The sequence below is a fragment of the Streptomyces sp. NPDC002795 genome (assembly GCF_042888725.1).
In the GTDB taxonomy this organism is placed as follows: domain Bacteria; phylum Actinomycetota; class Actinomycetes; order Streptomycetales; family Streptomycetaceae; genus Streptomyces.
Window position 1 is genome coordinate 59,438 of the sequence record NZ_JBIAQB010000003.1, and the last position, 12,173, is coordinate 71,610.

Genomic DNA, 12,173 nt, shown 5'->3' on the forward strand with positions numbered 1-12,173 from the left:
GTGTCTCACTTTCCCGGTTCTTGCCCTACTTGCGAGGAGCGTCACATGACCGTCGCCGCGCCCCCGCCGAGCGTTCTCGCCGACACCCTGCTCGCCCGGCTCCCCGAGGTGTACGGCGCCGCGGCCGACCCCGAGCGGGCCGTGCGGATGCGCGCGTACATGAAGGACGTGGCCCCCTTCCTCGGCCTCACGTCCCCCGTGCGCCGGGAGCTGACCAAGGCCGTGCTCGACGGCACACCCCGCCCGGACGAGACCGATCTCACCGCCGTCGCGCCGCGCTGCTGGGCGCTGCCCGAGCGCGAGTACGCCTACTTCGCGATCGACTACCTGCGCCGCCATGTGCGCCGCCTCACGTCCGGCTTCCTGCCCGTCGCGCGCGAGCTGATCACGACCGTGCCGTGGTGGGACACGGTCGACCACCTGGCGGCGCACATCGTCGGCGGCCTCGTCGCGGCCGACCCGAAGCTGCGCGCCGACATGGACGCGTGGATCGAGGACGACGACCTCTGGATCGCCAGGACCGCGCTGCTCCATCAGCTCCGCCACAAGGACGCCACCGACGCGGACCGGCTCTTCGCGTACTGCCTGCGGCAGTCCGGACACCCGGACTTCTTCATCCGCAAAGCGATCGGCTGGGCCCTGCGCGAGTACGCCAAGACCGACCCCGACGCCGTACGGTCCTTCGTCGCCGCCCACCGGGACACCCTGGCCCCGCTCTCGGTGCGCGAGGCCCTGAAGAACGTGGGCGGGTAACTCCCGCTCCAGGCGCGGAAAATCGTTCGACGCGGGGCGCCGCGTCGGAGAAGATCTGGCACATGTTCCGGCACGCCTTCCACGCAGCTCCGTCCGCAGTCGCGGACGCGGCTCTGGCTGCCGCTTTCCTGACTGCCGCCGCAGCTGACGGCGCGCGAAGCTGACCCTCTCCGGACAGTCCGGCGGACCCCGCAGGGGGAGGGTCGGTCCGGTTCAGGGGTCCCCGCCTCCCGCTTGGAGGCCAGCGCTTCTCTGAAGTTCCCGAAGGGACCTCATCGCCATGCCCAAGACGGCATACGTGCGCACCAAGCCGCACCTCAACATCGGCACCATGGGCCACGTCGACCACGGCAAGACCACCCTCACCGCCGCCATCACCAAGGTCCTCGCCGAGCGCGGCGCCGGCACGTTCGTACCGTTCGACCGGATCGACAAGGCGCCCGAAGAGGCGCAGCGCGGCATCACCATCAACATCGCGCACGTCGAGTACGAGACCGACACCCGGCACTACGCGCACGTGGACATGCCGGGCCACGCCGACTACGTGAAGAACATGGTCACGGGCGCCGCCCAGCTCGACGGGGCGATCCTCGTCGTCTCCGCGCTCGACGGGATCATGCCGCAGACCGCCGAGCACGTACTCCTCGCCCGGCAGGTGGGCGTCGACCACATCGTCGTGGCGATCAACAAGGCGGACGCGGGTGACGAGGAGCTCACCGACCTGGTCGAGCTCGAAGTGCGCGAGCTGCTGTCCGCGCACGGGTACGGCGGCGACTCCGTGCCCGTCGTGCGGGTCTCCGGACTCAAGGCCCTTGAGGGGGACCCGCGGTGGACGGCGTCGATCGAGGCGCTGCTCGACGCGGTGGACACGTACGTTCCGATGCCGGAGCGGTACGTGGACGCGCCGTTCCTGCTGTCCGTCGAGAACGTGATGACCATCAGCGGGCGCGGCACGGTGGTGACCGGCGCGGTCGAGCGCGGTCGTGTGCGGGTCGGTGACCGTGTGCGGGTCTACGGGGCCGAGTCCCTCAAGGAAGGGGAGACCGTCGTCACCGGCGTCGAGACCTTCGGCAAGCCGATGGAGGAGGCGCAGGCGGGGGACAACGTGGCGCTGCTGCTCCGCGGTGTGCCGCGCGACGCGGTGCGGCGCGGGCACATCGTCGCGGAGCCGGGCACGGTGAGGCCCGCGCGCCGCTTCACCGCGCAGGTGTACGTCCTGTCGGCGGCGGAGGGCGGACGTTCCACGCCCGTCGCCACCGGGTACCGGCCGCAGTTCTACCTGCGTACGGCGGATGTCGTCGGGGACGTCGACCTCGGTGACGTGGCCGTGGCGCGGCCCGGCGACACCGTCGCGATGACGGTCGAGCTGGGGCGGGACGTACCGCTGGAAGCGGGGCTTGGGTTCGCGATCCGTGAAGGTGGGCGGACCGTGGGGGCGGGGACGGTGACGGGGGTGTTGTGAGGGTGCGGGGTCCGGGGCGGGGCCGAAGGAGGGGGGGGGGGGGGCCGCCCCCCCCCCCGCCCCCCCCCCCGGGGGGGGGGGGGGGGGGGGGGGGGGGGGGCCGGGGCCCCCCCCCCCCCCCCCCGCTGCTCAATCGCCGCAGAGGCTTTAAAGGGCGCGGCACAATATGCACGTGAACGCATCCTCGCCCGAACCTGAACCCGGCCCCGAGCCGATACCCGTCACCCGCGACGTCGACCACGGCACCGCCAAGCTGCTGCCCGACGTCGACCGGCGGCGGGCCTGGCTGCTCACGGTGGACGGGGCGCCCCAGTCGTACGTCGACCTGGACGAGCCCGCCCACCTGGAGTTCGAGTACGCGCGCCGGCTCGGCCACGTCCTCGACTGCCTCGGCGACGAGGGCGCGCCGCTCGACGTGCTGCACCTGGGCGGCGGCGCCCTGACCCTGCCCCGGTACGTCGCCGCCACCCGGCCCGGCTCGCGGCAGGACGTCGTCGAGGCGGACCGGGGACTGCTCGCGCTGGTCGCCGAACATCTGCCGGTGCCGGACGACGCGGGCGTCGTGGTGCACGGCGGCGACGCGCGGGCCTGGCTGGAGGCGGCGCCCGACGCCTGCGTGGACGTGCTGGTGGGGGACGTGTTCGGCGGCTCCCGGGTGCCCGCGCACCTGACGACTCTGGCGTACGCGCGTCAGGCGGCGCGGGTGCTGCGGCCCGGCGGGACGTACGCGGCGAACCTCGCGGACGGGGCGCCCTTCGCGTTCCTGCGGCCCCAACTGGCCACGTTCGCCGCCGTGTTCCCGAATGTCGCGCTGGTCGCCGAACCGGCGGTGCTGCGGGGGAGGCGGTTCGGCAACGCCGTGCTGCTCGCCTCGCGCGAGGAGCTGGAGGTGGCGGAGCTGGCCCGGCGCACCGCCCGCGACGCGTTCCCCGCGCGGGTGGAGCACGGCGCCGCGCTGCGCCGCTTCGTCGGCGAAGCGAAGCCGGTGGCGGACGCGGACGCGGTGCCCTCGCCGGAGCCGCCGGGTGGTTCGTTCAGCGTGGGGTGACCTCGGCCTGGGGTGACGCGGCGCCCTCGGCGACCTTGGCTCCGTCCGGCTCGCGCCGCCGCAGGTGCCGTACGTCCGGCACGAACAGCACCGCGGACGTCGCCACGACCACGAGCGCCGAGCACCCCCACAGCGAGGCGTTGCGCCCGAAGACCGTCTCCGCGGGGCCCGCGAGCGCGGTGGCCAGCGGCACCATCGCCACCGAGCCGAACCAGTCGTAGGCCGAGACGCGGGACAGTTTCTCCTCGGGTATCTCCTGGTGCAGCGCGGTGATCCAGGAGACGCCGAAGATCTCGATGGTGACGCCGCTGACGAACATCACGGCGATCAGCCAGCCGAGCGGCACCGGGACGGCCAGCGCCGCCGAGGGCAGGGCGAGGGAGAAGACGGAGAGCGTCGCCGCGAACAGCAGCCGCCGCGGCTTCCACCGCATCATCAGCAGTCCGCCGAGGATCGTGCCCACGCCGAACGCGCCGAGCGCGATGCCCCACGGCCCCGCCCCGCCCAGTTCGTCGCGCGCCACCAGCGGCCCGAACACCGACTCGGCCGCGCCCACCACCGCGACCACGACCGCGAACTGGGCGACGATCGTCCACAGCCACGGCCGGCCGATGACCTCCCGCCACCCGTCCCGCATGTCGGCGAGCAGCCCGCCGCCGGGCTCGCGCGGCGCGATGTGCCGTACGTCGAGGAACATCCGCAGTGCGCCCGCGACCAGGAACGCCACCGCGTCCACGGCGAGCACCCAGCCGGGTCCGAACGCCGCGACCATCGCACCGCCGAGCGCGGCGCCGCCCACCCCCGCCCCGGACATCCCCATCCGGAACAGGGCGAAGGCGCGGCTGGCCTGCTCGCCGGAGACGGAGGCCATCAGCATGCCCTCGGCCGCCGGGTTGAAGAACGCCTGGCCCATGCCGCCGAGCGCGCTGAGCGCCATCATCTGCCACAGCTTCGGATCGCCCTGGAGGACGAGCAGCGCGAACGCGCCCTGGGAGAGGAAGTTGAGGGCGTTGGCCGCGACCATCACGTGGTGCCGCGGCAGCCGGTCGGCGACCGCGCCGCCGACGAGCAGGAAGACGACCAGGAACAGCGTGCGGGCCGCGGCCACCAGGCCGACGTCGCCGCCGTCGCCGCCCGCGTCGAGCACGGCGAACGCCGAGGCGATCAGCGCGCCGTGCGCCCCCAGGGTCGTGACGACCGCCGAGACGGAGAGCAGCGTGTAGTTCCGTCCGGCCCACGCGGGGCGCAGGCGTGGACGCTTCGGGTCGGGGGCGGCGGCAGAGGTCACGGAGGGACTATCGCCGCCGTGCCGCTGAATCGACAAACCGTTTCCCCGGACACCGGGTGATTGGTCGAGTGATGCCTGATATATCCCGGTTGTTCGCGCGGGAGGGGTGGGGATGGTCAAGCTTGCTACCCGTGGGTAACATTCGGCCATGAGCACAGATCAGATGTCCATCGGCGAGATGCTCGCCGCCACGGTGCCGATGGCCCGCACCCTGAACCTCCAGTTCCACGAGACCACGCCCGAGAGGGCGGTCGTCGCGCTGCCCGACCAGGCCGACTACCACAATCACGTCGGCGGACCGCACGCCGGAGCGATGTTCACGCTCGGCGAGTCCGCGAGCGGAGCCATCGTGCTCGCCGCCTTCGGCGACCAGCTCTCGCGCGCCGTGCCGCTCGCCGTGAGCGCCGACATCGCGTACAAGAAGCTGGCGATGGGCCCGGTCACCGCCACCGCGACACTCGGCCGCCCGGCCGCCGACGTGATCGCCGAACTCGACGCGGGCGAGCGCCCCGAGTTCCCGGTGAGCATCGAGATCACGCGCGAGGACGGCGCCGTGACCGGCGAGATGACGGTGACCTGGACGCTGCGCCCCAACAGCTGAGCGGGTTCCGTACGACGAGGGAGGCGCCGTCCGACGGGGCGGTGCCTCCCTCGTTTCTTGTTCGACTCGTTTCTTGTTCAACTCATTGACACGAGTCACCGGCGGTCATAGTTTCCGCTTCGGTTTCGCGGAAGAGGGGGAAGTGACATGAGGCGCGGTCGCATACGCGTGGTGCTCGCGGCTGTGGTGGCGGCGACCGCCGCGGCCCTGGTACCGGCACACTCCACCGAACGGCCCGAAGGCGCCCTGGTGCACACCGCGTCCGGCTGGGTGCGCGGTCAGCACACGGACGAGGGGCGGCAGTTCCTCGGCATCCCGTACGCCGCGCAGCCCGTCGGCGAACTGCGCTGGCGGGAGCCGCGACCGGTGCGGTCCTGGCACGGCGTGCGCGACGCCACCGACTTCTCCAACAGATGCGTACAGACGTCGAGTTGGGACCCCGGATACGAGGACCCGACCTACACGGAGGACTGCCTCGACCTGAACGTGTACGTGCCGGACGGATCGGCGGGGCGGCCCGTCATGGTGTGGCTGCACGGCGGCGGGCTCACCGCGGGCGCGGGCGCCGACATCGTCCCCGACACCTTCGCCCGCCGCACCGGCACGGTCGTCGTCACCGTCAACTACCGCCTGGGGGCGATGGGGTTCCTCGCAGCGGCGGGCCTCGACAAGCAGGCGTCCGACGGGGTCTCGGGCAATTTCGGCCTCCAGGATCAGCAGCAGGCACTGCGCTGGGTGCGCGCCAACATCGGCCGCTTCGGCGGTGACCGGGACCGCGTGACGATCGCCGGCGAGTCCGCGGGCGGCCGCTCGGTGTGCACCCAGCTCGCGTCGCCGGGCGGACGCGGCCTGTTCCGGGCCGGGATCATCGAGTCCGGGGCGTACGGGGACTGCGCGGCCCGCGAACACGCGGCGGCCGTCGCCGAGGGGGCCAGGTTCGCGGAGAAGGCCGGATGCGGCGCCGCGGCCGACACGGTGGCGTGCCTGCGCGGCAGGTCCGCCAAGGAGATCCTGGACGCGCAGGCCGGATTCGACTGGGCGCCGGTGACCGGCGGCGACTTCCTTCCCGAACAGCCGGCCGCCGCGATCGCCGCGGGCCGCTCGGCACCCGTACCCGTCCTCAACGGCGCCAACAAGGACGAAGGACGCCTCTTCGCGTACGGCGCGTACGACGGCCAGGGCACACCGCTCACGGCCGAGGCCTACCCGAAGGCGCTCACGGACACGTTCGGGAAGGCGACGGGGGAGAAGGCCCTGCGCGCGTACCCCCTCTCCGAGCACGCGTCGCCCACCCACGCGTACGCCGCCGCCCAGGGCGACCAGCTCATGGCGTGCCCGGCGCTCCGGCTCGACCGGCGGCTCGCGAAGAGCGGGACGCCCGTCTACGCGTACGAGTTCGCGGACCGCACCTCGCCTCCGTTCGCGTCGATCAGGGAGGCGGGCAAGAAGTTCGACTTCGGGGCCACGCACGTCAATGAGGTGCAGTACCTCTTCAAGCACTTCGGGCTCGACTCCCCGCTCAACACGGAGCAGCGGGCGCTCGCCGACCGGATGGTGCGGTACTGGGGCTCCTTCATCAGAGGCGGCGCCCCGCGGGCCGACGGTGCTCCGGCCATGCCCGACCAGCGGCGGACACCCGGCCGCGTGTTGTCCCTGAAGACGTCCGGTGTGGGCGGGATCACCCTCTCCACGGATGTTCATCGCGAGCATCACTGCACCTTGTGGGACGCGGCGGCGTCATAGGGAGCAGGTAGGCTGCCCGGCGTGCGCGTACCGGAGGGGAGCGCGCGCCGGGCACATTTTGATCTTGGTGGGTACGGGAGGCGACGTCGATGCACGTCCAGGCATGGCTCGACACGATTCCGGCGGTCGCCGTGTACGCCCTGGTGGCCGGGGTGATCGGCGTCGAGAGCCTCGGCATCCCGCTGCCCGGCGAGATCGTGCTCATCTCCGCGGCCCTGCTCTCCTCGCAGCACGGTGACGTCAACCCGTTCGTCCTCGGGGCCTGCGCCAGCGCGGGCGCCGTCGTCGGTGACTCCATCGGGTACGCCATCGGCCGCAAGGGCGGGCGCCCGCTGCTCGCCAAGATGGGACGCAAGTTCCCCAAGCACTTCGGTCCCGGACACGTGGGCGCCGCCGAGCGGTCCTTCGAGAAGTGGGGCATGTGGGCGGTCTTCTTCGGCCGCTTCATCGCCCTGCTCCGCATCTTCGCGGGTCCGCTCGCGGGCGTCCTGCACATGCCGTACTGGAAGTTCCTCATCGCGAACGTCCTGGGCGGCATCGTCTGGGCCGGCGGCACGACCGCCGTCATCTACTACGTCGGCGTGGTCGCGGAGGACTGGCTCAAGAGGTTCTCGTACGTGGGCCTCGCGGTGGCGGTGCTGATCGGCCTCGGCTCGATGCTGATCGTGAAGCGGCGGGCGGCGAAGATGGTGGCGGATCACGAGGCGGCGGAGGCGGAGCCGCAGTCCGTGTGAATCCAAGCCCCGCGACCGCGCCCCCGTCGCCGGGTGAACCTACGCGTGCACCCCCCGATGCACCTTCGCCAGTTCCACATAGTGCGTCCCGTTGAGCGTCACCATCTCCCGCTCCTCCGCGGAAAGCTCCCTGCGGACCTTCGCCGGGACGCCCGCGACCAGTGACCCGGGCGGGACCACCATCCCCTGCGGCACCAGCGCCTGCGCCGCGACCAGCGAACCCGCCCCGATCACCGCGCCGTTGAGCACGGTCGCGCCCATCCCGATGAGGCAGTCGTCCTCCACGGTGCAGCCGTGCAGCACCGCGTTGTGCCCCACGGACACCCGCTCGCCGATCGTCGCCGGGAAGCCGAGGTCGACGTGCACCGTGCAGTTGTCCTGGATGTTGCTGTCGGCGCCGAGCGTGATCGGTTCGACCTCGGACCGCAGCACCGCGCCGTACCAGACGCTCGCGCCCGCGTGCAGCGTGACGTCGCCGATCACCACGGACGTCGGGGCGACGAACGCCTCCGGATCCACCTTCGGTTCCTTGTCGCCGATGCCGGTGACGAGTGCCTCGTGGGACATGAGGTCTGTGCTCCCTACGTGTCGTACGTGTCATGCGGTGTGTGTCATGCATGCGTCGCGCCAAGGGAAAGGTACCCGTGGGGCGAAGATCACAGGTCGGCGAGGTGGGGGTGGAAGATACGCGTGGGTAACGTGACGCCGTGCCGAAGAAGCGGAACGACAAGGGTGGGCCAGGACACCGGCTCGTACAGGCCGGATGGCGCTGGGTGCAGCGCAAGGGCGCGGTCACCGCGCGGCAGCCCGGCGGGCACCGGTTCGGCGCGATCGGGCACGGCACGAAGCTCGCGTTCCCCCAGGGCACGCTGTTCGGCGAGCCGTGGATCCGGCTCGGCGCGCACTGCATCATCGGGGAGCAAGTGACCCTGACCGCGGGCCTGATGCCGGATCTGGACCTCGGCCCCGACCCGATCCTGACCCTCGGCGACGGCGTCGTGATCGGCCGCGGCAGCCATGTCATCGCCGATACGACGGTGCGCATCGGCAGCGACGTCTACATGGGCCCGTACGTCTACATCACGTCCACGAACCATTCGTACGACGACCCGCACGAGCCCATCGGCAAGCAGTGGCCCCGGATGGAGCCGGTCGAGATCGGCCCCGGCTGCTGGATCGGCACCGGCGCCGTGATCCTGCCCGGCGCCCGTATCGGCCGCAACGTGGTGGTCGCGGCCGGGGCGGTGGTGCGCGGCGACGTACCCGACCACGCGGTGGTCGCCGGTGCGCCCGCACGCGTCGTACGGAGCTGGGACGCGGAGTCCGGCTGGCAGCCGCCGCTCAGGACACCGGCGCCGCGGGGGATCCCCGAGGGGGTCACGCCGGACCAGCTGGTCGCTCTGTCCGAACTCGACGACGACGCCTGGGACACTGAACCCCGGACCAGATAGATGTAGCGAGCAACCAGGGAAGCCGTGGACACGAGCGAGACGAGCGACGACACAACGAGCGCTGACGGCACGGAGGTTGAGGCCAAGCCGCGCGGCTGGCGCCGCTGGGCCATGGACACCCGGCCCCTGCGCATCCCCGCCTACCGCCGCCTGTGGTCCTCGACCATCGTCACGGCCGTCGGCAGCCAGCTCACCGCGGTCGCCGTTCCCAAGCAGATCTTCGACATCACCGGCTCGTCGGCCTGGGTCGGCGCCGCGAGCATGGCGGGGCTCGTACCGCTCGTGGTGTTCGCGCTGTGGGGCGGCGCGATCGCCGACCACATGGACCGGCGCAAGCTGCTTCTGATCACCAACAGCGGCATCGCCGTCACCTCGGTCCTGTTCTGGGTGCAGGCGATATGCGGGCTCGACTCGGTGGCCGTACTGATGGTGCTGCTCGCGGTGCAGCAGGCGTTCTGGGGCCTCAACGCGCCGGCCCGCAACGCGTCCATCGCGCGGCTCGTGCCGGAGAGCCAACTGGCCGCGGCCAACGCGCTCGGCTCGACGGTGATGCAGACCGGCCAGGTCGTCGGACCGCTCCTCGCGGGTGTGCTCATCCCGGTGATCGGGCTGCCGGAGCTGTACCTGATCGACGCCGTCGCCCTGTGCGTCACCGTGTGGGCGGTGTACCAGCTGCCGTCGCTGCCGCCGCTCGTCGCGGCCGCGAAGAAGCGGGCGGGTGTGCGGGAGATCGTCGACGGCTTCCGTTACATGTCCACGCACAAGGTGCTGCTGCTGTCCTTCCTCGCGGACATCATCGCGATGGTGTTCGGCATGCCGCGCGCGCTGTTCCCGCAGCTCGCCGCGGAGACCTACGCGCCGTACGGGGAAGGGCTCGCGCTGGGGCTGCTGTTCGCGGCGATTCCGATCGGGGCGGTGCTCGGGGGGCTGTTCTCCGGGACGTTCTCGCGGGCGAAGCGGCACGGGTGGATGGTGATCGGGGCGATCGTGGCGTGGGGCCTGGCGATCACCGGGTTCGGCCTGAGCGGCAGCCTGTGGCTCGCGGTCGTGTTCCTCGCGGTGGCCGGGATCGCGGACATGGTGTCCATGGTGTTCCGCGGGGCGATCCTCTTGTCGGCCGCGACGGACGAGATGCGGGGCCGTATGCAGGGCGTGTTCACGGTGGTCGTGGCGGGTGGCCCCCGCCTGGCGGATGTCCTCCACGGCTCGGCGGGGTCAGCCTTCGGCGCGCGGCCGGCGGTGGCCGGGGGAGGCCTCCTGGTGGTGCTGGCGATGCTGGTCCTCGCGGTGGCGGCACCGGCGCTGCGGCGCTATCGCCTCTGACCGGCGGGGTTCTGGGGTGCGGGTCCTGGGGCGCGGGTCCTGTGCGCGCGGCGCCGGGGGCCGCCTTGCCCACCCTGCCGCCCAAGGCGGTGGCGGCACCGGGCCCATCAAGCCCCTGCGGCGATTGAGCAGCGGGGTCCGGGGCGGAGCCCCGTGAGCGCAACCACATCCGCCGCCGACACGTCACCCCGCCGCCAACAACACCGTCCCGACCAGAGCCAACCCCGCCCCCGCCGCCTGCACCCCCCGCAGCCGCTCACTGAGCACACCCCGCGCCGCCAGCGCCGTCACAATCGGATACAAGGACGCCAGCACCGCCGCCACGGTAACCGGCCCCTCCTGAGCGGCCAGCGCGTACGTTCCGTTGGCCGCCACATCCGCGAGCCCCACGAACGCGAGCGCCGCAAGCGACGTACGGACGAGCCGCCACCCGCCCTCCTCCGGCAGCACCCGCCCACCCCGCTTCGCGGACACGTACAACGCGCTCCCGCCCGCCACGACATTCGTCACCCGCTGCACGAACAGCGCGAGGAAGAGCCCGGTCAGCGTCGTCGACGCCTCCGCGATCAGCGCCATCACCGCGCCGAACCCGAACGCCGCCAGCAGCGTGAGCAGCACCGCCTGCCGCTGCACCGGCGCGCCCCTGAACTGCGGACCACCGGCCAGGACCACGCCCACGACGGCGACCAGGATCCCCGCGAACTGCAGCACCCCCGGCCGCTCCCCGAGCACGAGCCCCACGCCGACCGGCACGGCGACCCCGATCGAGCCGAGCGGCGAGACGACGCCCATCGGCCCGAGGGCGAGCGCCTTGTAGAAGGCGAGCATGGCGACGGGCCCGACCAGGCCCGCGGCGACGGCGAACCACAACTGCGGTCCCGCCGTCGAGAAGGCACCCGTGGCGACGACGATCACGCCGAGCACGACCACGGCCATCGTCTGCGAGACGACCACTACGGTGAGCGCGGGGATCCGTCGCGTCAGCAGCCCGCCGCCGAAGTCGGCCAGGCCCCACATGAGGCTCGTGGTCAGGGCGAAGAGTGCTGTCATGCCGTACCTCGCAGTACAGTTCGCTGGACGCTGTGGTGCACCACACCGTAGTTCAATGAACTGAACGCTGTCATCCAAAATATTGACCTCTTGGCCCCTCTGGTCTCTCTGGTCCCAATCCTGGACGGAACGTGGCGGATCTCGATCTCCTGAACCAGGCGCTCGCGCGCAACGTCAAGCACTGGCGGTCCGAGCGCGGCTTCACCCTCGACGCGCTCGCCGCCCGGGCGGCCGTCAGCCGCGGCATGCTCATCCAGATCGAGCAGGCCCGCACGAACCCGAGCATCGGCACCGTCGTCAAGATCGGCGACGCGCTCGGCGTCAGCATCACCACGCTGCTCGACTACGAACAGGGCCCCAACGTCCGCATCGTGACCGAGGACCAGGCGGTGCGCCTGTGGCACACGGAAGCCGGCAGCTACAACCGGCTGCTCGCCGGAACCGAGTCCGAGGGCCCCCTGGAGATGTGGGACTGGCGGCTCGTGCCCGGCGACGGCAGCGACTCCGACCCGCACCCGCAGGGCACCATCGAGCTGGTCCATGTCACGGCCGGCGAGCTGACCCTCGTCGTGGACGGCGCCCCGCACGAGGTGCCCGCGGGAGCGAGCGTCTCGTTCGAGGCGAGCACAGCGCACTCCTACCGCAACGACGGGACCGAGGACGTCGAGATGATCATGGCCGTATCGGTGCCTTTCGTACGCTGAGACACCCGGTCGGCGC

At 72.0% G+C, this 12,173-nt stretch carries 12 protein-coding genes; 9 read left to right on the forward strand and 3 right to left on the reverse strand.

What is annotated here, in order from left to right:
- Positions 1 to 45: 45 nt before the first annotated feature.
- The 3 genes from ACFYWS_RS09595 to ACFYWS_RS09605 all read left to right on the forward strand — a co-directional run bounded on the left by ACFYWS_RS09595 (position 46) and on the right by ACFYWS_RS09605 (position 3,263).
- Complete coding sequence (locus tag ACFYWS_RS09595) at positions 46 to 753, forward strand: DNA alkylation repair protein (RefSeq protein WP_389272023.1); 708 nt, start codon at positions 46 to 48, stop codon at positions 751 to 753.
- Between the two features lie 280 nt (positions 754 to 1,033).
- The gene (gene tuf, locus ACFYWS_RS09600; RefSeq protein ID WP_389272026.1) at positions 1,034 to 2,215 is read left to right on the forward strand and encodes an elongation factor Tu; all 1,182 of its coding nucleotides are present in this window, start codon (positions 1,034 to 1,036) and stop codon (positions 2,213 to 2,215) included.
- A gap of 172 nt (positions 2,216 to 2,387) precedes the next feature.
- Positions 2,388 to 3,263: a spermidine synthase gene (locus tag ACFYWS_RS09605; protein ID WP_389272029.1), complete on the forward strand. Its 876-nt coding sequence runs from the start codon at positions 2,388 to 2,390 to the stop codon at positions 3,261 to 3,263.
- Here ACFYWS_RS09605 and ACFYWS_RS09610 read toward each other — a convergent pair.
- Positions 3,250 to 4,551: an MFS transporter gene (locus ACFYWS_RS09610; RefSeq protein WP_389272032.1), complete on the reverse strand. Its 1,302-nt coding sequence runs from the start codon at positions 4,549 to 4,551 to the stop codon at positions 3,250 to 3,252. The genes ACFYWS_RS09605 and ACFYWS_RS09610 overlap by 14 nt on opposite strands.
- A gap of 148 nt (positions 4,552 to 4,699) precedes the next feature.
- Between ACFYWS_RS09610 and ACFYWS_RS09615 the strand changes: the two genes are divergently transcribed.
- The 3 genes from ACFYWS_RS09615 (at position 4,700) to ACFYWS_RS09625 (ending at position 7,629) form a co-directional block, all read left to right on the forward strand.
- On the forward strand, positions 4,700 to 5,152 hold the full coding sequence (locus ACFYWS_RS09615; protein WP_389272035.1) for a DUF4442 domain-containing protein: 453 nt from the start codon (positions 4,700 to 4,702) through the stop codon (positions 5,150 to 5,152).
- Positions 5,153 to 5,299: 147 nt separating this feature from the next.
- On the forward strand, positions 5,300 to 6,895 hold the full coding sequence (locus ACFYWS_RS09620; RefSeq protein WP_389272038.1) for a carboxylesterase/lipase family protein: 1,596 nt from the start codon (positions 5,300 to 5,302) through the stop codon (positions 6,893 to 6,895).
- Positions 6,896 to 6,984: 89 nt separating this feature from the next.
- Complete coding sequence (locus tag ACFYWS_RS09625) at positions 6,985 to 7,629, forward strand: DedA family protein (protein ID WP_389272041.1); 645 nt, start codon at positions 6,985 to 6,987, stop codon at positions 7,627 to 7,629.
- 39 nt (positions 7,630 to 7,668) lie between these two features.
- Here ACFYWS_RS09625 and ACFYWS_RS09630 read toward each other — a convergent pair whose 3' ends face one another.
- Positions 7,669 to 8,196 carry a gamma carbonic anhydrase family protein gene (locus ACFYWS_RS09630; RefSeq protein ID WP_389272044.1) on the reverse strand — a complete coding sequence of 176 codons (528 nt, stop codon included), beginning with the start codon at positions 8,194 to 8,196 and terminating at the stop codon, positions 7,669 to 7,671.
- A gap of 140 nt (positions 8,197 to 8,336) precedes the next feature.
- Here ACFYWS_RS09630 and ACFYWS_RS09635 point away from each other — a divergent pair, with 140 nt between their 5' ends.
- Both ACFYWS_RS09635 and ACFYWS_RS09640 read left to right on the forward strand, forming a co-directional pair.
- On the forward strand, positions 8,337 to 9,080 hold the full coding sequence (locus ACFYWS_RS09635) for an acyltransferase (protein ID WP_389272047.1): 744 nt from the start codon (positions 8,337 to 8,339) through the stop codon (positions 9,078 to 9,080).
- Positions 9,081 to 9,104: 24 nt separating this feature from the next.
- Entirely contained in the window at positions 9,105 to 10,403 is a 1,299-nt protein-coding gene (locus ACFYWS_RS09640; RefSeq protein WP_389272050.1) for an MFS transporter, read from the forward strand.
- Between the two features lie 183 nt (positions 10,404 to 10,586).
- On the opposite strand, the gene ACFYWS_RS09645 is transcribed toward ACFYWS_RS09640, so the two are convergent.
- Positions 10,587 to 11,453: an EamA family transporter gene (locus ACFYWS_RS09645; protein WP_389272053.1), complete on the reverse strand. Its 867-nt coding sequence runs from the start codon at positions 11,451 to 11,453 to the stop codon at positions 10,587 to 10,589.
- 131 nt (positions 11,454 to 11,584) lie between these two features.
- Here ACFYWS_RS09645 and ACFYWS_RS09650 point away from each other — a divergent pair, with 131 nt between their 5' ends.
- Complete coding sequence (locus ACFYWS_RS09650; RefSeq protein WP_389272056.1) at positions 11,585 to 12,157, forward strand: helix-turn-helix domain-containing protein; 573 nt, start codon at positions 11,585 to 11,587, stop codon at positions 12,155 to 12,157.
- The last annotated feature ends 16 nt before the right edge of the window (positions 12,158 to 12,173 follow it).